Here is a 21,973-nt window from a genome sequence, read left to right on the forward strand (position 1 = left end):
AAAAATTAAATCTAATCCTTTGGTTACGCCGAAGGATAAATTATTGCAAAAATAAGAATTATGACAACATTAGAAGCGGGCGACAAGGCCCCTGAATTTTCAGTAAAGAATCAGGATGGAAATACAGTAAAATTATCAGATTTTAAAGGTAAAAAGTTAGTATTGTTTTTCTATCCCAAAGCGAGTACTCCAGGTTGCACCGCAGAGGCCTGTAACCTAAGAGATAACTGGGAGCGTTTTCAGGAAAAAGGTTATGCGATTCTGGGCGTGAGTGCCGATACACAGAAAAGACAAAGCAATTTTAAAAATAAATACGAATTTCCTTTTCCATTGTTAGCCGATGAAGACAGGGAAGTTATCCAGGCTTACGGTGTTTGGGGACCAAAGAAATTTATGGGAAAGGAATATGAGGGAATTCACCGAACCACCTTTATTATTGATGAAGATGGTAAAATTGAAGAGGTAATTAAAAAGGTAAAAACCAAAGAGCATACCGCTCAAATTCTTTCTGAATAAATTAAAGTAAATGTCACCTCGGGTGCAGTTGAAATGTTTAAAAACTCTTCGACTGCGCTCGGGGTGATTATTCTTTTAAGTTTTAATCTTTTAAAGTTGCTTTTTGAATAGTGGCCGTGCTATCGCAATTTTCAATTTGAAGTTCCAGGATTGCTGAATCGACTTTGTTGGTAATTAGGTAAATATTACAAGGTTCGGTATCGGTATTGCTTCGGCTAAAGTCTACATCGCCATATTCTAAACTTTGAGAAACCAGGGCGGTATCTAATTTATTATTCTCAAAATAGCTAAAAGCCTCTTCAGTAAAAATACGCTCTTTAATCCTTATATTCTTTAAAACACGGGCATCGGGAGAATAATCGCAAGAAGTTTTCTTTCCGCTTAAAAAGAAAAGTAAAATTACAATCCCGAAGAACAAGCCCACCGAGAAATATCCAATTCTATGAATAAGTTTCATCTATTTATAAATTTGAGAAAGTGAACCTGATTAGAAACTGATCTAAAAAATGAGCAAATTAATGTCCCTGTAAGAAAGATCAAACCAATCGGCTATAGATTTGTTGGTTAAAATTCCGTGGTAAAAGTACAAACCATTTCTCAAACCTTTATTAAATCTCAAGGTGTTTTCGAGTCCGCCTTCTTCAGCAATATGTAAAAGATATGGCGTAAATATATTACTGATTGAAAGTGAGGAAGTTCTAGCGTATCTGGAAGGAATATTTGGAACACAATAATGCAAAATATTGTGTTTAGTAAAGATTGGTTTATCGTGCGTGGTAATTTCGCTGGTTTCAATACAACCTCCCATATCTATGCTAACATCTATAATCACAGCGCCACGTTTCATACTGGTTACCATATCTTCGGTAATTAGCACCGGAGAACGATTTTTACCACGAACTGCGCCAATTAGAACATCACAACGCTTAATGGCTTTACTCAAATTTTTAGGTTGAATGGTAGATGTGTAAAATGTTTGATTAAGATTGGTTTGAATATCTCTTAGCCGGGTAAGCGAACTGTCAAAAACTTTAATACCTGCCCCCAATCCCAGGGCCGAACGGGCGGCAAATTCACCAACTGTACCCGCGCCAAGAATTACCACTTCTACAGGCGGTACACCACTTATATTCCCAAACATTAGACCGTTACCATTTACATTATTGCTCATAATTTCTGAAGCAATTAATACAGAAGCGGTACCTGCTATTTCACTTAATGCCCTAACAATGGGATAACTACCATCATCATCCCGAATAAATTCAAAGCCCAAAGCGGTAATTCGTTTAGAAGCTAATTTCTGAAAATATTCTTTGCACTGGGTTTTAAGCTGAAGTGCAGAAATTAAAATAGTTTGCGGATTAATTAAATCCAACTCTTCTAAAGAAGGTGGTTCTATTTTAAGAATAGTAGGGCAGGAGAAGACTTTACTGGTGTCTTTGGTGATTTCGGCACCGGCGTTAGAATAATCTTTATCGCTAAATCGAGCCCATTTTCCCGCTCCAGATTCTATCATAACCCTATGGCCGTAAGCAGTGATTGCAGCAACAGCATCGGGACTTAAACAAATACGTTTTTCCTGATAAGAGGTTTCTTTAGGAACACCAATAAATAACTGTCCCTTGTTTTTGTAGATTTCCAGGGTTTCTTCCTGCGGAATTAATTGCTCTTTGGTAAAAGGCGAAACCTGTTTGCCCATAGTTAAATGCTAAAACTTTAGAAAAGGGAAATTACAACTATTTTTAAAAATAGCGGGAATTAAAGTCGGGTATAGTATTCTTCCTGAGTTGGTTCCCAATATTCTTCTTCTTCTTGGAAAGATTTGACCTCCCTGCGGTCTAATTCTGAAATTGGAGAAAAAACAGAAACATCGGTTTCATCAATTTCACTAAGGTCTATTCCGTATACCCGATCAAAGATTTTAAGACGAATAAGATAGACTACTGATAAAATTATAATGAAGAATGGAGCTAGATATATTAATTGATTAGTATCCATAGGATTTACTTGAAGATAAACATCCTCGTAAAAAACCGTTATTAATTGGAAGGTATACATTGCAATAGGAACTAGGATTGCGTGGTACCACCAATGTTTACAGGTAAAGAACCAAATCAAAAGAAGCATGAGTGGAACAACTTTGCCAAGATATGTCCAGGCAGCTGCAACCATACTTTCATAATACAAACTCGTATATGTAAAAAAAGAAGTTTCCCAAACAGGCCCGTCTGGGAAAACTTCATATAGATAAAATAAATAAGGTGAAAATGCTATAATTATAGCCAGAATACTACCCGTGAGTAGGTACTTTGATGGCTGATCGATCAATCGCTTGTTCTTTGATTGGTTCATTATTAGTATCGTTATCAGTAGTTGAAGTTACAAAAAAACTTGCTCCAAAAATTGCTGCTGCGAAAAGTACTGCTTTAAGTTTCATAATATTATAGTTTAAATTGTTGTTTCGTTTTGTTTACTGAAGCAAACCTATAAAATTATAAAACACTAAAAATTAATACATTAATCGTACTTTTGCGCCTTTTTTTAAGCAAAAAAATGGCTATTTTTTAGCAGTTTTTACTTTACACTGCTAAAAATTTAATAGCCAAAAATATGAAAATATTCTAATTTTTCTGGTTTTCTGTTTAATACTGTTTATCAAAACCTTCTAAAGTGCTAACACCGGAGATTTTATGCAGTTAGAGTTTCTTTAACTTTTCATTAACATAAGTTTAACATTCTTGTGTTTTCACCCTGTATGGAAATTTCAATTTTTTGAAAGTTTTCCTCCAGGAATTCCTGTATTTTTTGCGGCCATTCTATTAAAATCCACCCAGGTGAATTTAAATATTCTTCTAAACCTATATCCAGGGCTTCATTGGGGTCTTCAAGTCTGTAAAAATCAAAATGATAAATTGGTTCTTGGGGAGTATGGTACTCATTCACTAATGAGAATGTGGGGCTTGATACTTTGTCTTCACTCCCTAAAGCTTTCACTAAAGCTTTTATAAGGGTTGTTTTTCCGGCACCCATTTCACCATAAAATAACAGAACATTATTTTTAGCGTTCTTTATTATGTAATGTACAGCCTCATCAATTTGGGCTAAATTGTAGGTAACCGGCATATTAAATATATAGATTTTGGGCAATACAAAGATAGGGAATAATTTAATATACCCTATATTCTGCTAGAAATCAGGGATTAATCCTCTATTTTGGCTCCATTACTACAAATGGTATAATCATTTCCTCCAGGGAAACACCACCATGTTGATAGGTGTTTCTATAGTAGCTTACATAATGATTGTAATTATTAGGATAAGCAAAGAAAAGATCTCCCTTTGCGAAAATAAAAGAACTGCTCATATTAATACTGGGTAGATGTATGCTCTTTGGGTTTGTAGCCGCCAATACATCTTTTTCTTCATAAGTTAGACTTTTACCCGTTTTATACCTAAGGTTTAAACTGGTGTTCTTATCTCCAATTACTTTTGAAGGATTTTTAGCATTAATAGTTCCGTGGTCTGTGGTAAGAATTAATTTAAAACCAAGTTGTCGCGCTTGCTGAATAATATCTAATAACGGGGAATTCTTAAACCAGCTATAAGTTAAAGATCTATAAGATTTATCGTTAGAAGCCAATTCTTTAATCACTTCCATCTCTGTTTTTGAGTGAGAAAGCATATCTACAAAATTGTAAACTACAACAGTAAGATCGTTATCTTTTTGAGTTTTAAAGTTTTCTGCAAGTTTCTTACCTGCTTTTAAACTGGTGATTTTATGATATTCACTTTTAAAGCTTTTGCCAAGTCTTTTTAGTTGTTCGTTTAAAAACTCAGCTTCGTGATTATTTTTCCCACCTTCTTCGGTATCGTTTTTCCAGTATTGCGGAAATAACTTTTCCATTTCACTTGGCATTAAACCAGAAAACATTGCATTACGTGCGTATTGCGTGGCTGTGGGTAAAATACTGTAATATGGTTCTTCTTTTTCTTTCTTGTAATAATTAGCAATAACCGGTTCTAAAGCTTTCCACTGGTCGTACCTTAAATTATCTACCACAACAAGTAGCGTAGGTTGCTTGTCGTTAATTTCGGGCACTACTTTTTCTTTAAAAATAGTGTGTGACATAATTGGCGCTTCTACACCTTTCTCAAACCAGGAAGGATAATTCTTGTCTATAAATTTACAAAACTGCGTATTGGCTTCATTTTTCTGTGATTCCAGAATTTCGAACATTCCACTGTCTTCCAAACCTTCGAGTTGAAGTTCCCAGTAAATTAATTTTTGATAAAGTTCTGCCCATTCTTCAAAAGTATTTACCTGGCTTAAATCCATTGCGATCTTCCTGAATTCCTGCTGGTAATTTGAAGTTGTTTTTTCAGAAATAAGTCGGGAGTGATCCAGGTTCTTTTTAATACTAAGTAATATCTGGTTAGGATTTACCGGTTTTATAAGATAATCGGCTATTTTGGAGCCTATAGCTTCTTCCATAATATATTCTTCCTCACTTTTAGTGATCATTACTATAGGAAGATTTTCTCTTTTCTCCTTTATCTCAGCAAGAGTTTCCAGACCGGTAAGTCCGGGCATATTTTCATCAAGAAAAACTATATCAAAACTTTCTTCTTCAATTTGCTCCAATGCTTCAGTTCCACTTTGGCTGGTAACCACTTCATAATCCTTAGATTCCAGAAACAAAATATGCGGTTTCAGTAAATCTATTTCATCATCTACCCAAAGTATTTTTATCTTATTCATATCTTATATTTTTTACTCATTTAATGAGATTTTCTTCTTCTATGTGTTTTCGACTTTAAGTCGTTTTTCAATTAATTATTCTTATTAGATTATTGAAAATTGAGGTTTTTTATAACTTAATAATTGGTTTTTCAACTTCCAAAGTCTATCTATGTATCTTTGTTTTAAATTAATACGTTACAAAGCTTGACTTCAACTAATAAACTCAAAATATTAAACGATCCAATTTACGGATTTATTACCATCCCGAGTGAGCAAATCTTCAGTATTATTGAGCATCCTTACTTTCAGCGCTTACGCAGAATTTCACAAATGGGAATGTCTTATTTGGTTTATCCCGGTGCGCATCATACCCGTTTTCATCATGCTATTGGCTGTGTGCATTTAATGCAAAAAGCAGTGCAGATACTTCGGCATAAAGGAGTTATAATTTCTGAAGCCGAAGAAGAAGCTCTGCAAATTGCCATTTTACTGCACGATATTGGCCACGGCCCTTTCTCTCACGCAATGGAACATAGCATTGTAGAAGGCGTAGATCACGAAAGTATTTCTTTGCTTTTTATGGAAGAAATGAACCGTGACTTTAACCAAAGTTTAACGCTGGCACTTCAAATTTTCCGCGGAACGTATAACCGAAGATTTTTAAACCAGTTAATTTCAAGTCAGCTGGATATGGATAGGCTTGATTATTTAAAGCGAGATAGTTTTTATACCGGAGCCGCAGAAGGAAACATAAATAGCGAACGTTTAATAACCATGTTAAATGTGGTAAATGACGATTTGGTGATTGAGGAAAAAGGAATTTATTCGGTAGAAAAATTTCTTGTTGCCAGAAGGCTAATGTACTGGCAGGTTTATCTGCATAAAACCAGTTTGGTAGCAGAGCAACTTTTAATAAGAGTCTTAAAGCGCGCTAAAGAATTAGTGGAAAAAGGTGAAAAGCTTAATGCCAGTAAAGCACTTTCGTATTTTCTTTATAATAAGATAGGCCCAGAGAATTTTTCTTCTGAAACACTATCGGTTTTTGCCCGTTTAGACGATTACGATATTATTTCGGCAATGAAAGAATGGCAATATCACCACGATTTTGTGCTGAGTAATTTATGTAATATGATTATAAACAGGGATCTTCTGAAAGTAAAGATCAAGAAGAAAAAACCATCGGTAGAAAAGCTCGAAAAACGCCGCATAGCACTGCAGGAAAAAGAGAATATTTCAGCAGAAGAAGCAGATTATTTTGTGTTTAGTGGCGAAGTGACAAACACCGCTTATAAAAGTGAAAATAATAATATTAATATTTTACATAAAAACGGGAAGATTAGCGATGTAGCTAAAGCATCAGACCAATTAAACCTGAAAGCCCTTTCAAAAACTGTGGTTAAGTATTATATATGCTACCCGAAGGCCAAACATTAACGCTTTTTTTTTACTTTTGCCAGAATGAAATTTACAGCAGCACAAATAGCAGAGATTCTCGACGGAAAAATTGAGGGCAATCCTGAGGTCGAAGTATCTGAATTAGCTAAAATTGAAGAAGGCGGGGAAGGTTCCCTTACCTTTTTAAGTAATCCTAAATATACTTCTTATATATATTCTACCCAGGCGTCTATAACCATTGTAAATAGTGATTTTGTAGCCGAAGAACCAATTACAACCACTTTAATAAAGGTAAAAGATGCTTACAAAGCATTCTCTAAATTACTTGAATATTACAACCAGATAAAATTAAACAAGCAAGGAATTGAACAGCCCAGCTTTGTTTCAGATTCAGCTGAGTTTGGAGAAAATCTTTATTTGGGTGCTTTCGCATATATTGGTGACAATGTGAAAATTGGTAAAAACGTAAAAATTTATCCTAATGTTTATATTGGGGATAATGTTAAGATAGCAGATGATGTTATTATCTTTCCCGGTGTAAAAATTTATTCAGAAACAATTATAGGTAATAATTGTGTATTACACAGCGGCGTGATAGTGGGAGCAGATGGTTTTGGATTTAGCCCTGGAGAAGATGGGATATATTCAAAAGTTCCTCAAATTGGAAATGTAATTATAGAAGATAATGTAGATATTGGGGCTGGTACTACAATAGACCGTGCCACATTAGGTTCTACTATTATAAGAAAAGGTGTAAAACTGGATAATCAAATTCAAATTGCACATAATGTTGAAATTGGCTCTAACACAGCTATCGCTGCACAAGCGGGAATTGCAGGTTCTACTAAAATTGGTAAAAATTGCCTAATTGGAGGACAGGCCGGGATTGCAGGACATTTACAAATTGGAGACAGGGTGAAAATTCAGGCGCAATCCGGGATTGGTCGAAATGTGAAAGATGATGAAATGCTACAGGGTTCTCCCGCTTTTGGCTATGGAGATTTTGCCAAATCTTATGTTCATTTTAAAAACTTACCTAAAACCATAGATACACTTAACCAATTAGAAAAAAAGATTAAAAATGGCTTATAAACAGGCGAAACAACACACCATAGATAAAGAGATTTCTCTTGAAGGGGTTGGGCTGCATACCGGGCAGAAAGTGAAAATGACTTTTAAACCTGCTGCAGAAAATACCGGTTATGTTTTTAAAAGAATGGATCTTGAAGGAGAACCCGAGATTGAAGCAGATGTAAGTTATGTTGTAAATACCCAAAGAGGTACCAACCTGGAAAAGAAAGGGGTGAAAATCCAAACATCAGAACACGTGCTTGCCGCTTGTGTAGGTATGGATATAGATAATATTGTAATTGAATTAGATGCATCTGAACCTCCAATAATGGATGGTTCTTCAAAGTTTTTTGTTGAAGCTTTGGAAAAAGCCGGGGTAGTTGCACAGGAAGCAGAGCGTGAAGAATTTGTAGTGGAAGAAGTAATAACTTATCACGACGATGAAAGTGGAAGCGAAATAATTGTAATGCCCGCCGATGAATACCAGGTAACCACCATGGTTGATTTTGAAACAAAAGTTTTGGGTACGCAAAATGCTACTATTTCACACCTTTCTGAGTTTAAGAATGAAATTGCAAATGCGCGAACTTTTAGCTTTTTACACGAGCTTGAAGCTTTGTTAGATCACGGATTAATTAAAGGAGGCGATCTAAACAATGCTATTGTTTATGTAGATAAAGAAATAAACGAAGAAACCTTTAAAAAACTTCGCATTGCTTTTAATCGAGATAATATTTCGGTTAAACCAAATGGAATTCTGGATAATTTAACCTTACATTATCCTAACGAAGCTGCAAGACATAAACTTTTAGATGTGGTGGGAGATCTTGCTTTAATAGGAACCAGAATTCGCGGAAAAGTTATTGCCAACAAGCCTGGGCATTATGTAAATACCCAGTTTGCTAAAAAACTGGCTAAAATAATTAAAGCCGAAAAGCGCAATAATGTTCCAAAAATAGATTTTGATCAAAAACCATTAATGGATGTTACCGATATCATGGATATATTGCCACATCGCTCTCCATTTCTCCTGGTAGATAAAATTTATAGCTGTACAGATAGCTGTGTGATTGGTTTAAAGAATGTAACCATGAACGAGCCTTTTTTTGTAGGTCATTTTCCGGGAAAACCGGTGATGCCGGGCGTACTTCAGGTAGAAGCTATGGCTCAAACCGGAGGTATTCTTGCTTTAAAATCGGTGCCAGATCCAGAAAATTATCTTACTTATTTTATGAAAATAGATAATGTAAGATTTAAACAACAGGTAGTACCTGGCGATACTTTAATATTTAAATTAGAATTACTTGCGCCTATACGCCGCGGAATTTGCCAAATGCAGGGCTATGCTTATGTGAATGGAAAATTAGCTACCGAGGCTGTACTAATGGCGCAAATTGTAAAATCAAAATAAAAAATATGAACCAGCCTTTAGCTTACGTACATCCGGGAGCCAAAATTGCTAAAAATGTAGTGATAGAACCTTTTACCACTATTCATAATAATGTGGTAATTGGTGAAGGAACCTGGATAGGATCTAACGTAACTATAATGGAAGGTGCCCGTATTGGAAAGAATTGCAGTATTTTTCCGGGAGCCGTTATTTCTGCTATTCCGCAGGATAAAAAGTTTGACGACGAAGATACCATTACGGTTATTGGAGATAACACAACCATTAGGGAATGTGTAACTATTAATCGTGGTACTACAGACCGAATGAAAACGGTAATAGGGAAAAATTGCTGGATTATGGCTTATTGCCATATTGCACACGATTGTATTGTAGGGGATAATTGTATTTTCTCTAATAACAGTACCCTTGCCGGACATATAAATGTTGGAGATTACGTGATTCTTGCGGGAATGGCGGCAATTCAGCAGTTTTGTAGTATTGGGAGGCATGCCTTTGTAACGGGTGGGTCTTTGGTTAGAAAAGATGTACCACCGTTTGTAAAAGCGGGAAGAGAACCACTTTCTTATGTTGGAATTAATTCTATTGGCTTACGCCGAAGAGGATATACTACCGAAAAAATTCGTGAAATACAGGATATTTATAGAATTTTATATCAGAAAAACTATAACAACTCCCAGGCTGTTGCTATAATTGAAGCTGAAATGCAAGCAACTGCAGAAAGAGACGAAATTTTAGAATTTATTAAAAACTCACAGCGAGGTATCATGAAAGGATACTTTAGCTCTAATTAAAACAAAAGAATGGCTAGTACAAGCGATATTAGAAACGGATTATGTATTCGTTACAACCACGATATTTATAAGATAACTGAATTTTTACACGTAAAACCTGGAAAAGGACCTGCTTTTGTAAGAACTAAACTTAAAAGCGTAACCACAGGGAAAGTTATAGAAAACACATTTTCTGCCGGTCATAAAATTGAAGATGTCCGTGTAGAGACCCATAAGTTTCAGTATTTATATAATGATGGTGAATTTTATCATTTTATGAATGTTGAAGATTACACCCAAATTCGTCTTGTAGAGCAAGCTTTAGATCAGCCAAAACTTTTAAAGGAAGGTGAAGTGGTTACAGTTATAATCAATACCGAAGATAACGCTCCTCTTTCAGTAGAAATGCCTGCCAGCGTTGTGTTAGAAGTATCACACACTGAGCCTGGGGTTAAAGGTAATACAGCTACAAACGCTACAAAGCCGGCAACTGTTGAAACCGGCGCTGAAGTAAACGTTCCTTTGTTTATTAATGAAGGCGACAAAATTAAAATTGAAACCGAAAAGGGTACTTACAAAGAAAGAATTAAAGAGTAGTTCTTTCAGAATTAAGGATTGAAAATTTACAAGATCGTTATCCTGTCCCGAAGTTTCGGGATATTTCAGGATCTAAGAATAAAAATTATATTAATGTTAGAAGCTGAAATAAGTTCAGCTTGACGTTACAGGATTTTTAATCTTTTTCTATAGTTAACATTAATCAATATGAAATTTCCACAAGAACATACGCTGCAACAAATTGCCACTATTATTGATGCTCAATACATTGGGGATGCCAATTTTCCGGTTTTGGGTATGAATGAAATTCACGTGGTAACACCCGGTGATATTGTTTTTGTAGATCATCCAAAATATTACGATAAAGCTTTAAATTCGGCTGCGACCGTAATTTTAATCAATAAAAAAGTCGATTGTCCTGAAGGTAAAGCTTTGCTTATTTCAGAAGATCCTTTTTCAGATTTTAATAAGCTTACCCAATATTTTAAACCCTTTCAGAAATCTAAAAAATCTATTTCAGATTCAGCTCAAATAGGGGAGGGCACGCATATTCAACCAAATACTTTTATTGGAAATAATGTGAAAATTGGCAGTAATTGCTTAATTCATTCCAACGTAACTATATATGATAATGCGGTTATCGGGAACAATGTAATTATACATTCCGGTACTGTTTTGGGTGGTGATGCTTTCTATTACAAAACCCGGCCAGAAGGTTTTGATAAATTAAGATCTGGCGGACGTGTGGTTATAGAAGATAATGTAGAAATTGGCGCAAATTGCACTATAGATAAAGGAGTTACGGGAGATACTACGATTAAAGAAGGAACTAAACTGGATAATTTAATCCAGGTTGGTCACGATACCGTAATTGGAAGAAAATGTCTTATTGCCAGCCAGGTAGGCATAGCCGGTGCTGTAACTATTGAAGACGAAGTTACTGTTTGGGGCCAGGTTGGGATGCGTAGCGGGATAACCGTAGAAAAAGGCGGAATTCTTATGGGCCAGGCCGGAATCACGAAATCTACAAAGGCTAATAAAATTTATACAGGAAACCCGGCAATGGAATCCCGGGCAAAATTAAAAGAGTTGGCGCTCTTAAGGCAATTACCTAAATTGCTGGAAAAATTAAAGTAAAAGACTATGGGCTTAAAAAGTAAAGAGATTGTTGAGAATTTTTATACCTCCTTATTTAAAGACGAAAAAGGAACATTAGACAATTATTTGCATCCCAATGTAAATCTCACTTGGTATGGTACTACCGGACTTAAAAAGCTGAATTTTGATGAGATTCTTTCCATTAGAAATGATATGTCTAAAAACTACGAATCGCTTAAAGCTGAAGTTGAAAAAACAGTAGAAGAAGATCATCAAATCGCTATTCAGTTTACTTATCACGTAAAAACCATAGAAAATCCCGATGAAGAAATGCCACTTGCGCATTTTATGGCCATTTGGGAATTAAAAGACAATAAACTTTTTAAAGGGGTACAAATCTCGCAACTTGGAGAAGAGATAGATGAAAGTCCCTGGTCTTAAATTTTAAAGATTCGCATTAATTAAAGATTTTGAGTTAAAACTTTAATTCAATTTTAAGAGTACAAGCCCAATAAACCACCAAAAAACTTTAGGTTTTATATTTAAAAACCTACTTTTGTAATCGCAAAAATCAAAAAATTTATGAGCGTTTTAGTCAATAAAAATTCAAAAATAATAGTTCAGGGATTTACCGGTAGCGAAGGTACTTTTCACGCTGAACAAATGATAGAATACGGAACCAATGTTGTTGGAGGTGTAACTCCCGGTAAAGGAGGTCAAAAGCACCTTAATAAACCGGTTTTTAATACAGTTTCTGAGGCTGTTGAAAAAACAGAGGCAGATGTTTCAATAATCTTTGTACCACCATCTTTCGCTGCAGATGCAATTATGGAAGCTGCAGATGCTGGTATTAAAGTAATTATTACAATTACAGAAGGTATTCCAGTTGCCGACATGGTAAAGGCTTACGATTATATTCAGGATAAAGATTGCCGCTTGGTAGGTCCTAACTGTCCGGGTGTAATAACTCCGGGAGAAGCAAAAGTTGGGATTATGCCAGGTTTTGTTTTCAAAAAAGGAAAAGTAGGAATTGTATCTAAGTCTGGTACTTTAACTTACGAAGCAGCAGATCAGGTTGTAAAACAAGGTCTTGGAATTACCACTGCAATTGGTATTGGTGGAGATCCAATTATTGGAACCACTACTAAAGAAGCCGTAGAATTATTGATGAACGACGAAGAAACCGAATGCATCGTAATGATTGGTGAAATTGGAGGTCAATTAGAAGCAGATGCGGCTAAGTGGATTAAAGAAAATGGAAACAGAAAACCGGTTGTAGGCTTTATCGCCGGAGAAACTGCACCAGCAGGCCGTACAATGGGGCACGCAGGAGCAATTGTAGGTGGCAGCGAAGATACCGCTCAAGCCAAAAAAGCTATTCTAAAGGAAAATGGAATTCACGTTGTTGATTCTCCAGCTGAAATTGGAAAAAAAGTAGCCGAAGTTATGAAAGGATAATATCTGGCTTAAAACTATATTAAAATCCTCCTTATTTGGTATAATGGCTAAATACAGGAGGATTTTTTATTTCTTGCCTTCAGCTTTTGCTATATTTGAAACTATTAAATAAACACCAATCTTTTTATAAATATGAAATTATTAGAAGGAAAAAATGCCATAATAACCGGTGGTAGTCGCGGAATAGGGAAAGGTATTGCAGAAGTATTTGCTCAACACGGTGCAAATGTAGCTTTTACCTATAATTCTTCGGCCGAATCTGCAAATGCACTAGCCGATGAGTTAAGTGAACTTGGAGTAAAAGCTAAAGCTTACCAGTCTAATGCTGCAAGTTTTAAGGAAGCAGAGCAATTGGTAAAGGATGTAGCTGCCGATTTTGGAGATATAGATATTGTGGTTAATAATGCCGGAATCACCAAAGACAATTTGTTAATGCGAATGAGCGAAGAAGATTTCGATAAGGTGATTGAAGTCAACCTGAAATCTGTCTTTAATATGACCAAAGCTGTACAGCGCACTATGCTGAAACAACGCAAGGGAAGCATTATTAATATGAGTTCGGTAGTTGGAGTAACTGGTAATGCTGGGCAGGCAAATTACGCAGCTTCAAAAGCCGGAATTATAGGTTTTTCTAAATCTATGGCGCAGGAACTTGGTTCCAGAAATATTAGAACTAACGTGATCGCTCCCGGCTTTATAGAAACCGAAATGACTGAGAAACTGGACGAAAAAGTTGTTGACGGCTGGAGACAAGCTATCCCGTTAAAACGTGGTGGTGCTCCCGAAGATATTGCAAATGCCTGTGTTTTCCTTGGTAGTGATCTTAGTTCTTATATCACTGGCCAGGTACTTCACGTTGACGGCGGAATGCACACCTAATTAGATAAAAGTGAATAGTTATTAGTTAAAAGTTTTACCATTACCTTTTAACTCTATTTCCCATAAATGAATATAAGCAACATCATACTCATAGCCCTGGCCATAATTACTGCGCTGGGGTTTGCTTTTTTTCAGTATCTCTTTAAGAATAAAAATAAAAGAAGGGAAATTTACATTCTGTTTGCTCTACGATTTTTCTCAGTCTTTATACTTCTTTTGCTACTTATTAATCCTAAAATTTCCTCCATAACTTACGAACTCGAAAAACCGAATTTAATTCTGGCTGTAGATGATTCTGGATCTATTGCGCATTTAGAGCAGGAAGATACAGTACATAAAATTTTAGAAAAGTTAAGGTCGAATAAAGCACTTCAGGAACGATTTGAGTTGACTCAGTATAATTTTGGTAATGATGATTTATCAAATTCTAACAAGCCACAATTTAAAACACCTCAAACCAATATTAACGCTGCGCTGGAATCACTAAAAGAATTATCCCGAAAAAAACCTACCGCAGTATTGCTTATTTCCGATGGAAATCAAAGTGCCGGAAAGGATTTTCGTTATTTCAAACCAGGAAATAACCAGGAAATTTATCCCATAGTAGTAGGTGATACCACACATTATTCAGATTTAGAATTAACTCAATTTAATGTAAATACCTACGCTTTTTTAAATAATCGCTTTCCCGTTGAAGCTTTTATTTCCTATTCAGGCGAAGAGCAGATAGATTCAGAATTCGTAATTAAATCTGGGGAAAACATAATTTTTTCAGAAGAAATTTCTCTTACTTCAGTTAACAATTCGGCTGTAATTCGTGTTGAGCTTCCGGCTTCAAGGCTTGGTGTTCTTTCTTATGAAGCCGAAATTATTCCGTTAGAAAATGAAAAAAACAAAGCAAACAATTCTAAAAAGTTTGCCGTTGAAGTTATTGACGAACGCAGTAAAATTCTGTTAATAAGTGCCGCGCCACACCCCGATTTAGGAGCTTTTAAAAAGTCTATTGAAACAAATAAACAACGACAACTTGATATAAAATATCTTCAGGATAATTTATCAAATTTAGAAGATTATCAGCTAGTTATATTGTACCAGCCAACTTCAGGTTTTGCCACTATTTTTGAAGATTTAAGAGAGAATAATCAAAATTACCTACTGGTTACTGGAACTCAAACCGATTGGAATTTTCTTAATAGAATTCAGGATTTTGTAACAAAAGATTTTACTAATCAGTCACAGGAAATTTTTGCTGTAAAAAATTCCAATTTTAATCAATTTCAGTTTGAAGAAACCGGGTTTTCAGAATTTCCTCCACTGGAAGATAAGTTTGGAAATATCAATATTCAAAATAATAGTTTTGAAAGCATTTATTTTCAGAAAATTGAAAATGTAGAAACTTCACAGCCTTTAATCGCTATTGCCGGAAAAGGCCAAAATAAAAATGCCTTTATTTTTGGAGAAAATCTCTGGAGATGGCGTTCTAATACCTTTTTAGAAAATAAATCTTTCGAGAAATTTGATAATTTTATTGGTAAGTTGGTTCAGAATATTGCTTCAGCACAGCAACGAGAACGATTGACTATAGATTATAATTCATTTTATTACGAAAATGAAGCTGTAACAATAACCGCTAATTTCTTCGATCAAAATTATCAGTTTGATCCTAACGCGAACCTGGTGATTTCCGCAGAAAATGCTGTAGAGAATCTAGAATCTCAATTAGTTCTAAGAAACAACGGTTACGAGGTAGATTTAGGCAATTTACCGGCCGGAAATTATGATTTTACAATTACCGAAACAACATCGCAAATATCCCGTTCAGGTAGCTTTGAAGTAATTGCCTACAATATTGAGCAGCAGTTTATTTCAGCTAATAAAATTGCGATGAAGGCCCTTGCAGAAAATTCTGGAACCAGGGTTTATTACAAAGATGAACTTCAGGAAATAAGCAATGTACTTTTAAGCAACGATAAATACAAACCTGTTCAGAAAAGCAGTCAAAAAATTGTACCTTTGGTAGACTGGTATTACCTTCTATTTCTGCTTGTTTTGATACTCGCCGCAGAATGGTTTTTCAGAAAATACAAAGGATTAATTTAAATACAATTATATAGATGGAAAGATTACCCAAACTCGGAATTCCTATTATTATAGGAATCGTACTTTTAATAATTTTTGTTGCAAAGTCTACAGTAACCATTGGTTCCGGTCAGGCTGGCGTTCTTTATAAAACTTTTGATGACGGTGTAGTTACCGATGAGCCTCCTTTAAATGAAGGTTTTCATATTGTAGCGCCCTGGAATAAAGTTTTTGTTTATGAAGTGAGGCAACAATCCCTGGAGGAGAAAATGCAGGTTTTAAGTTCTAACGGACTTCAAATTGATATTGATGCTTCTACCTGGTTCCAACCTTCTTATGAGAACCTGGGAAGCTTACATCGTGAAAAAGGTGAAGAATATATTCGGCGTTTGCTGCAACCCGCAGTAAGATCGGCCGCAAGATCGGTTGTTGGAAGATATAACCCGGAACAATTATATGCCAGTAAAAGGGAAGCAATTCAAAAAGAAATTTTAGAAGAAACTCAAATTTTACTTAAAGACCAATACGTTCAGGTGAATGAGGTTCTTGTAAGAGATGTTTCATTACCTCCAAACATTAAAGATGCAATTGAGCGTAAATTACGCCAGGAGCAGGAATCTTTGGAGTATGAGTTTAGGTTGACAAAAGCTACTCAGGAAGCCGAACGCCAGCGTATTGATGCCGAAGGTAAAGCTCGTGCAAACGAAATTTTGAATGCATCTTTAACTCCTAATATCCTAAAGGAAAAAGGAATTCAGGCAACATTAGAACTTTCAAAATCCAGCAACGCTAAAACGGTTGTTATAGGTTCAGGTGAAGGCGGATTGCCTTTAATTTTAGGTGGCTCAAATTAAACTATTAAAGATGAGATCTATTTTCTTAAATATCGCAAGGCTTTCTATTTTTATAGGAAGCCTTGCTCTTTCTGCACAAACCAGTTCTTTAAATAATTCGGGAACACTTGAAACAGCTGCTCCCGAAGAAGTTGGAATGTCTTCAGAAAGGATACAGAAGATTGAAGCAATGCTAAAATCGGCAATTGAAGATAACCAAATTCCCGGAGCGGTAGCTTTAATAGCTCGCGACGGCAAAATTGTTTTTCACGAAGCATTTGGAGATGCAAATGCTTCAGGTAAAGAGCTTGAAAAGGACGCTATTTTTAGGTTGGCTTCTCAAACAAAAGCGATTACTGCAACTGCCGTGATGATGCTTTGGGAAGAAGGGAAGTTCCGTTTAGACGATCCTATTTCAAAGTATATCCCTGAATTTAAAGATCCCAAAATTCTAAAGAATTTTAATGAAGTTGATAGTAGTTTTACTTCTACGCCAGCTGAGAATGAAATAACTATTCGGCATTTGCTAACACATACTTCCGGACTTGGTTATGGAGCAATAGACAGTGACGAGCGTATTAAAAAGATTTATGCAAAGGCTGGAATTACCGAATTGTTCACTGAAGAAGAAGTAAGGATTGGAGAAAATGTAAAAAAATTGGCTGTTTTACCTTTACATCACGAACCCGGTGAAAAATTCACTTATAGTTTAGGTTTAGATGTACTGGGTTATTTTATAGAAGTAATTTCAGGACAGGGTTTTGATGAATTTCTGAAAGAAAGAATTTTCGATCCTCTGCAAATGGATGACACCAGGTTCTATCAACCTTCATCGAAAAAAGATCGGTTAGTGACTGTACAGCATAAAAAAGATGGAAAATGGGAAAACTTTCCGAATACATTTTATAATACCAATTATCCGCTAACAGAAGATGGGACATTTTTTTCAGGAGGAGCCGGGCTATCGGGTACCGCAGAAGATTATGCTAAATTCCTTCAAATGTATCTAAATGGAGGTGAATATAATGGTACTCGCTTATTAAGTCGAAAAACGGTAGATATCATAATGGGAAATCAAACAGGAGAAAAATTTAATTTTCCAAATCAGTACTATGGTATTGCCTTTGGCGTAGTTAGCAAAAAAGGAGAAATTGCAGGAGGGCAGGGTAGTGCCGGTACTTTTGATTGGGGTGGTTATTTCAATACCCAGTATTTCGCCGATCCCGAAGAGCAAATAATTGGTGTTTTGTTGAAGCAAACTCAAGGAAATACCGGTGATGAAACCGGCTGGAAATTCCGGCAAATGATTTTTAGTGCCATAGATGATTAGTATATAGAATCAATTGAATTTTACTGCAAATGCAAACTTCAACAGATTTTCAGAAAATTATCTCAAGTATTATTCCGAAATAGTAAAATGAGTAATTTAGATCTAACAGGCCTCGGAGCATTTAAATATAGATTATCGAGTAAAACAATTCATAAAAAACAAGAAAGCTGTTTTGCAGTTTAAAATTTATATTTAGATTTGTAATCACAATGAAGAATTTTCAATTAGATCACCATCATATTTACTACTGCGCTCAGGCGAGGTAAATTTGGTGTGTTGTGATTTCAGCATATTTAAAACCCGTTTGAGCTATTCAAACGGGTTTTTTTATTTTATAAACACCAACCAAAAATTAAAAAGAAAAATTAAAAAAATGAGCCAGGAAAAATTAAGAATAGCTATTCAAAAATCAGGGAGATTAAACGAAGATTCCCTTAAAATTTTAAAGGATGCAGGCATTTCTATAGATAATGGAAAAGAACAACTCAAAGCTTCGTCTCGTAACTTTCCTTTGGAAGTAATGTATCTTAGAAACGGTGATATTCCTCAATATTTAAGAGATGGTGTTGTAGATGCAGCAATTATTGGGGAGAATGTTTTAATTGAAAAGGGTAAAGATATTATCCAGGGCGAAAAACTTGGCTTTTCAAAATGTCGTGTTTCTCTCGCTGTACCAAAATCTATGAAATATGCCGGAATAGAAGACCTTGATGGTAAAAAAATAGCCACTTCTTATCCTAATACCGTAAACGAATTTCTGGAGAAAAAAGGAATTACAGCCGAATTGCATATTATTAATGGTTCAGTAGAAATAGCTCCAAATATTGGGCTTGCAGATGGTATTTGTGATATTGTTTCCAGCGGAAGCACGCTTTTCAAAAACGGGCTAAAAGAGGTAGAAGTAATGCTGAAGAGTGAAGCTGTTCTTGCTATCTCTCCAAAAATTTCTGAAGCTCGTCAACATATCTTAGAGAAATTACAATTCAGGTTGAAATCTGTTTTAAATGCGCGGACTTCTAAATATATACTTTTAAATGCGCCAAATGAGAATTTAGAGAACATTATCAAATTACTGCCTGGAATGCGCAGCCCAACTGTTTTACCACTTGCTGAAGAAGGTTGGAGTTCTATACATACCGTAATTAATGAAGAGCGCTTCTGGGAAGTTATAGATGAATTAAAACAAAATGGTGCCGAAGGTATTTTAGTAGCGCCAATCGAAAAAATGGTACTTTAAGATGAAAAAGTTTTTTAATCCTACTAAAGCTGAGTGGCCTGAAATTTTAAAAAGGCCCACCCAAACCGTAGAAGATATTGAAGAAACGGTAAACCAGGTTTTTGCTGAAGTTAAAACAAAAGGGGACGCCGCGGTTTCAAAATATACCGAACTTTTTGACGGCATAAACCTCGCAAATACTCAGGTTACAGATAAAGAAGTAAGTGCTGCTGCAAATGAGGTTTCCAAGGAATTGAAAGAAGCCATAAAATTGGCAAAAAGTAATATTGAAAAATTTCACACCGCCCAGAAAACCGATAGGATTGAAATTGAAACTACCAACGGCGTAAAATGTTGGCAGGAAAAGAGGGCGATTCAAAAAGTTGGGTTGTATATTCCCGGTGGCAGCGCTCCTTTATTTTCTACCATTTTAATGTTAGCCGCACCCGCAAATATTGCTGGTTGTAAGGAAATTGTGCTTTGTACTCCGCCAGATAAGAACGGAAATGTGCATCCTGCCATTTTATACACCGCCGAACTGTGTGGCGTTACCAAAATATATAAAGTTGGGGGAATCCAGGCAATTGCGGCTATGACCTTTGGGACAGAAAGTATTCCTAAAGTTTATAAGATATTTGGTCCCGGAAATCAATTTGTTACCGTTGCCAAACAACTGGCAACCCGCCATAATGTGGCGATAGATATGCCTGCCGGGCCATCAGAATTATTAGTTTTTGCAGACGATTCTTCCAATGCTGCTTTTGTTGCTTCAGATCTTTTAAGCCAGGCAGAGCACGGAGCAGATAGCCAGGTAATTCTTGTTTCTACTTCCAAAAACCTAATTGAAGCGGTAGAGAAAGAAGTAGAAAGTCAGTTAGAAGTTTTACCCAGAAAAAGTATTGCTGAAAAAGCTATAGCTCACTCGAGGCTAATTTATGTTGAAAAGAAAGAAGATGCACTGGAGTTAATTGACGAATATGGGCCGGAACACTTTATTATTTGTGCTGATGATGAGGCCTTTTTTACTGAAGGAATTCAGAATGCAGGTTCGGTTTTTATAGGAAATTATACCCCGGAAAGCGCGGGAGACTATGCTTCAGGAACCAACCATACTTTACCAACAAATGGCTACGCTAAGCAATACAGCGGCGTAAACCTTGATAGTTTTATGAAGAGTATGACTTTTCAAAAAATAACAGAAGAAGGAATTAAGAAAATTGGTCCTGCCATAGAATTTATGGCTGAAGCCGAAGGTTTGGAAGCGCATAAAAATGCGGTGACATTACGATTAAAGAAGCTAAAATAAATAAATGTAGTTAATTGAAAACCCTATTAAGACGTCATTCTGAATTTATTTCAGAATCTAAGATTGTAAATTATAGAAAAATTAGACTCTGAAACAAGTTCAGGGTGACGAAGAGAATAATTTTAAGTGCACTCTAAATAGAATGAAAAAATTCAATATAAATAACCTGGTAAGGCCAAACGTGGCCGGTTTAAAACCTTATTCCTCCGCCAGGGACGAATACCAGTCTACGGGCTCAGAAATGGTTTTTCTGGATGCTAATGAAAATCCGTTTCAAACCGAGGTAAACCGTTATCCAGATCCGCAACAACGAAGCTTAAAGGCTGAATTGGCAAAAATCAAAAATGTTTCAACGGAACATATTTTACTGGGAAATGGGAGCGATGAAGTGCTGGATCTTTTGTTTAGAGCATTTTGCGAACCTGGAAAAGATAATATAATTAGCCTACCACCAACTTACGGAATGTATAAAGTGTTGGCTAATATTAATAATATTGAGAATAGGGAAATTTTACTGAATTTGGATTTCGAGCCTAATGCTGAAGAAATTCTGAATTCGGTAGATCAAAATACCAAAATGATCTTTTTATGTTCCCCGAATAATCCCACTGGAAACTCATTTTCAGCAGAAAAGATCATTCATATTCTTGAGAATTTTAAGGGATTAGTAATTATCGATGAAGCTTATATTGATTTTTCAACTGAGGAAAGCTGGTTAAATAAACTGAAGCAATATCCAAACTTGGTTATCACCCAAACACTTTCAAAAGCATATGGAATGGCGGGAATTAGATTGGGAATTTGCTATGCTTCCATAGAAATTATTGAGATTTTAAATAAAATAAAACCACCTTACAATGTAAATGAATTAACTCAGTTAAGAGCTTTAGATCGTGTACTGAATAAAGAAAAAGTGGATTCGGAAATATCTGATTTACTTAAAGAAAGAGCTCGTTTAAGTGAAGCTTTAGTTGAAGTGAATTTTATTGAAAAAATATATCCATCTGATGCTAATTTTATATTAGTAAAAGTAGATGACGCCAATACACGTTATGACCAGTTATTAGAAAGAGGTATAGTAATTAGAAACCGAACTACACAACCGCTTTGTGAAAATACCTTGCGTTTAACGGTTGGAACTGGAGAGGAGAACAAAAAGCTGATAGATGCTTTAAAAATTATAGAATAATAAAAAGTTTAGTTTTCGTCATCCTGAACTTGTTTCAGGATCTAAGTTGTTAGCATAAAAACATATTATAAATTGAAACAAGTTCAGCTTGACGTGGTGGTTAGACCATCGTAGAAAAAATAG

22 protein-coding genes are annotated in these 21,973 nt (G+C 35.6%); 16 read left to right on the forward strand and 6 right to left on the reverse strand.

Features of this window, described 5'->3' with window-relative positions; all coding sequences use genetic code 11:
• Positions 1-60: 60 nt before the first annotated feature.
• Positions 61-516, forward strand: a complete 456-nt coding sequence (bcp, locus tag B4F31_RS14745; protein ID WP_286761637.1) for a thioredoxin-dependent thiol peroxidase — start codon at positions 61-63, stop codon at positions 514-516.
• A gap of 82 nt (positions 517-598) precedes the next feature.
• Here the strand turns inward: bcp and B4F31_RS14750 are convergent, their stop codons facing one another.
• The 6 genes from B4F31_RS14750 to B4F31_RS14775 form a co-directional block, all read right to left on the reverse strand.
• Complete coding sequence (locus tag B4F31_RS14750) at positions 599-973, reverse strand: hypothetical protein (protein WP_286761638.1); 375 nt, start codon at positions 971-973, stop codon at positions 599-601.
• 42 nt (positions 974-1,015) lie between these two features.
• Entirely contained in the window at positions 1,016-2,215 is a 1,200-nt protein-coding gene (locus B4F31_RS14755; RefSeq protein WP_286761639.1) for an alanine dehydrogenase, read from the reverse strand.
• A 59-nt stretch (positions 2,216-2,274) separates the two neighbouring features.
• Entirely contained in the window at positions 2,275-2,844 is a 570-nt protein-coding gene (locus tag B4F31_RS14760; protein ID WP_286761640.1) for a hypothetical protein, read from the reverse strand.
• On the reverse strand, positions 2,807-2,953 hold the full coding sequence (locus tag B4F31_RS14765; protein ID WP_286761641.1) for a hypothetical protein: 147 nt from the start codon (positions 2,951-2,953) through the stop codon (positions 2,807-2,809). Before B4F31_RS14765 ends, B4F31_RS14760 begins: the two co-directional genes overlap by 38 nt.
• A 281-nt stretch (positions 2,954-3,234) precedes the next feature.
• Positions 3,235-3,639, reverse strand: a complete 405-nt coding sequence (tsaE, locus tag B4F31_RS14770) for a tRNA (adenosine(37)-N6)-threonylcarbamoyltransferase complex ATPase subunit type 1 TsaE (protein WP_286761642.1) — start codon at positions 3,637-3,639, stop codon at positions 3,235-3,237.
• Positions 3,640-3,724: 85 nt separating this feature from the next.
• Positions 3,725-5,275, reverse strand: a complete 1,551-nt coding sequence (locus tag B4F31_RS14775; RefSeq protein ID WP_286761643.1) for a bifunctional response regulator/alkaline phosphatase family protein — start codon at positions 5,273-5,275, stop codon at positions 3,725-3,727.
• Positions 5,276-5,461: 186 nt separating this feature from the next.
• Between B4F31_RS14775 and B4F31_RS14780 the strand changes: the two genes are divergently transcribed.
• The 15 genes from B4F31_RS14780 (at position 5,462) to hisC (ending at position 21,850) form a co-directional block, all read left to right on the forward strand.
• Positions 5,462-6,691 (forward strand): HD domain-containing protein, encoded by a 1,230-nt coding sequence (locus tag B4F31_RS14780; protein WP_286761644.1) that lies wholly within the window; start codon positions 5,462-5,464, stop codon positions 6,689-6,691.
• A gap of 24 nt (positions 6,692-6,715) precedes the next feature.
• Positions 6,716-7,744 (forward strand): UDP-3-O-(3-hydroxymyristoyl)glucosamine N-acyltransferase, encoded by a 1,029-nt coding sequence (gene lpxD / locus B4F31_RS14785; protein ID WP_286761645.1) that lies wholly within the window; start codon positions 6,716-6,718, stop codon positions 7,742-7,744.
• Positions 7,734-9,134: a bifunctional UDP-3-O-[3-hydroxymyristoyl] N-acetylglucosamine deacetylase/3-hydroxyacyl-ACP dehydratase gene (locus B4F31_RS14790; protein ID WP_286761646.1), complete on the forward strand. Its 1,401-nt coding sequence runs from the start codon at positions 7,734-7,736 to the stop codon at positions 9,132-9,134. The genes lpxD and B4F31_RS14790 overlap by 11 nt, the downstream gene beginning before the upstream one ends.
• 5 nt (positions 9,135-9,139) lie before the next feature.
• On the forward strand, positions 9,140-9,925 hold the full coding sequence (lpxA, locus tag B4F31_RS14795) for an acyl-ACP--UDP-N-acetylglucosamine O-acyltransferase (RefSeq protein ID WP_075326767.1): 786 nt from the start codon (positions 9,140-9,142) through the stop codon (positions 9,923-9,925).
• A 9-nt stretch (positions 9,926-9,934) separates the two neighbouring features.
• Positions 9,935-10,501, forward strand: a complete 567-nt coding sequence (gene efp, locus B4F31_RS14800) for an elongation factor P (RefSeq protein WP_075326768.1) — start codon at positions 9,935-9,937, stop codon at positions 10,499-10,501.
• Positions 10,502-10,669: 168 nt separating this feature from the next.
• Positions 10,670-11,599, forward strand: a complete 930-nt coding sequence (locus tag B4F31_RS14805) for a UDP-3-O-(3-hydroxymyristoyl)glucosamine N-acyltransferase (protein WP_286761647.1) — start codon at positions 10,670-10,672, stop codon at positions 11,597-11,599.
• Positions 11,600-11,605: 6 nt separating this feature from the next.
• A complete protein-coding gene (locus tag B4F31_RS14810) occupies positions 11,606-12,001 on the forward strand; it encodes a hypothetical protein (RefSeq protein ID WP_075326770.1) in 396 nt (131 codons plus the stop codon).
• 141 nt (positions 12,002-12,142) lie between these two features.
• On the forward strand, positions 12,143-13,018 hold the full coding sequence (sucD, locus tag B4F31_RS14815; RefSeq protein WP_286761648.1) for a succinate--CoA ligase subunit alpha: 876 nt from the start codon (positions 12,143-12,145) through the stop codon (positions 13,016-13,018).
• A 132-nt stretch (positions 13,019-13,150) separates the two neighbouring features.
• A complete protein-coding gene (fabG, locus tag B4F31_RS14820) occupies positions 13,151-13,897 on the forward strand; it encodes a 3-oxoacyl-[acyl-carrier-protein] reductase (RefSeq protein WP_286761649.1) in 747 nt (248 codons plus the stop codon).
• Between the two features lie 66 nt (positions 13,898-13,963).
• On the forward strand, positions 13,964-15,997 hold the full coding sequence (locus B4F31_RS14825; protein ID WP_286761650.1) for a VWA domain-containing protein: 2,034 nt from the start codon (positions 13,964-13,966) through the stop codon (positions 15,995-15,997).
• A gap of 14 nt (positions 15,998-16,011) precedes the next feature.
• A complete protein-coding gene (locus tag B4F31_RS14830; RefSeq protein ID WP_286761651.1) occupies positions 16,012-16,830 on the forward strand; it encodes a prohibitin family protein in 819 nt (272 codons plus the stop codon).
• A 10-nt stretch (positions 16,831-16,840) separates the two neighbouring features.
• The gene (locus B4F31_RS14835) at positions 16,841-18,139 is read left to right on the forward strand and encodes a serine hydrolase domain-containing protein (protein WP_286761652.1); all 1,299 of its coding nucleotides are present in this window, start codon (positions 16,841-16,843) and stop codon (positions 18,137-18,139) included.
• A 373-nt stretch (positions 18,140-18,512) separates the two neighbouring features.
• Positions 18,513-19,376, forward strand: a complete 864-nt coding sequence (hisG, locus tag B4F31_RS14840; protein WP_286761653.1) for an ATP phosphoribosyltransferase — start codon at positions 18,513-18,515, stop codon at positions 19,374-19,376.
• Between the two features lies 1 nt (position 19,377).
• The gene (gene hisD, locus B4F31_RS14845) at positions 19,378-20,661 is read left to right on the forward strand and encodes a histidinol dehydrogenase (RefSeq protein WP_286761654.1); all 1,284 of its coding nucleotides are present in this window, start codon (positions 19,378-19,380) and stop codon (positions 20,659-20,661) included.
• A gap of 142 nt (positions 20,662-20,803) precedes the next feature.
• Positions 20,804-21,850 carry a histidinol-phosphate transaminase gene (gene hisC / locus B4F31_RS14850; protein WP_286761655.1) on the forward strand — a complete coding sequence of 349 codons (1,047 nt, stop codon included), beginning with the start codon at positions 20,804-20,806 and terminating at the stop codon, positions 21,848-21,850.
• The last annotated feature ends 123 nt before the right edge of the window (positions 21,851-21,973 follow it).

It is taken from the genome of Salegentibacter sp. UBA1130, assembly GCF_002311535.1.
In the GTDB taxonomy this organism is placed as follows: Bacteria; Bacteroidota; Bacteroidia; order Flavobacteriales; family Flavobacteriaceae; genus Salegentibacter; species Salegentibacter agarivorans.

Excerpts from the sequence above, each read along its gene's own strand:
- B4F31_RS14750 (WP_286761638.1), bottom strand. The coding sequence starts at position 973 with ATGAAACTTATTCATAGAATTGGATATTTCTCGGTGGGCTTGTTCTTC.
- lpxD (WP_286761645.1), top strand. The coding sequence starts at position 6,716 with ATGAAATTTACAGCAGCACAAATAGCAGAGATTCTCGACGGAAAAATT.
- B4F31_RS14790 (WP_286761646.1), top strand. The coding sequence starts at position 7,734 with ATGGCTTATAAACAGGCGAAACAACACACCATAGATAAAGAGATTTCT.
- tsaE (WP_286761642.1), bottom strand. The coding sequence starts at position 3,639 with ATGCCGGTTACCTACAATTTAGCCCAAATTGATGAGGCTGTACATTAC.
- B4F31_RS14765 (WP_286761641.1), bottom strand. The coding sequence starts at position 2,953 with ATGAAACTTAAAGCAGTACTTTTCGCAGCAGCAATTTTTGGAGCAAGT.
- hisD (WP_286761654.1), top strand. The coding sequence starts at position 19,378 with ATGAAAAAGTTTTTTAATCCTACTAAAGCTGAGTGGCCTGAAATTTTA.
- lpxA (WP_075326767.1), top strand. The coding sequence starts at position 9,140 with ATGAACCAGCCTTTAGCTTACGTACATCCGGGAGCCAAAATTGCTAAA.
- bcp (WP_286761637.1), top strand. The coding sequence starts at position 61 with ATGACAACATTAGAAGCGGGCGACAAGGCCCCTGAATTTTCAGTAAAG.
- B4F31_RS14805 (WP_286761647.1), top strand. The coding sequence starts at position 10,670 with ATGAAATTTCCACAAGAACATACGCTGCAACAAATTGCCACTATTATT.
- fabG (WP_286761649.1), top strand. The coding sequence starts at position 13,151 with ATGAAATTATTAGAAGGAAAAAATGCCATAATAACCGGTGGTAGTCGC.
- hisG (WP_286761653.1), top strand. The coding sequence starts at position 18,513 with ATGAGCCAGGAAAAATTAAGAATAGCTATTCAAAAATCAGGGAGATTA.
- B4F31_RS14755 (WP_286761639.1), bottom strand. The coding sequence starts at position 2,215 with ATGGGCAAACAGGTTTCGCCTTTTACCAAAGAGCAATTAATTCCGCAG.
- B4F31_RS14830 (WP_286761651.1), top strand. The coding sequence starts at position 16,012 with ATGGAAAGATTACCCAAACTCGGAATTCCTATTATTATAGGAATCGTA.
- efp (WP_075326768.1), top strand. The coding sequence starts at position 9,935 with ATGGCTAGTACAAGCGATATTAGAAACGGATTATGTATTCGTTACAAC.
- sucD (WP_286761648.1), top strand. The coding sequence starts at position 12,143 with ATGAGCGTTTTAGTCAATAAAAATTCAAAAATAATAGTTCAGGGATTT.
- hisC (WP_286761655.1), top strand. The coding sequence starts at position 20,804 with ATGAAAAAATTCAATATAAATAACCTGGTAAGGCCAAACGTGGCCGGT.
- B4F31_RS14825 (WP_286761650.1), top strand. The coding sequence starts at position 13,964 with ATGAATATAAGCAACATCATACTCATAGCCCTGGCCATAATTACTGCG.
- B4F31_RS14775 (WP_286761643.1), bottom strand. The coding sequence starts at position 5,275 with ATGAATAAGATAAAAATACTTTGGGTAGATGATGAAATAGATTTACTG.
- B4F31_RS14835 (WP_286761652.1), top strand. The coding sequence starts at position 16,841 with ATGAGATCTATTTTCTTAAATATCGCAAGGCTTTCTATTTTTATAGGA.
- B4F31_RS14810 (WP_075326770.1), top strand. The coding sequence starts at position 11,606 with ATGGGCTTAAAAAGTAAAGAGATTGTTGAGAATTTTTATACCTCCTTA.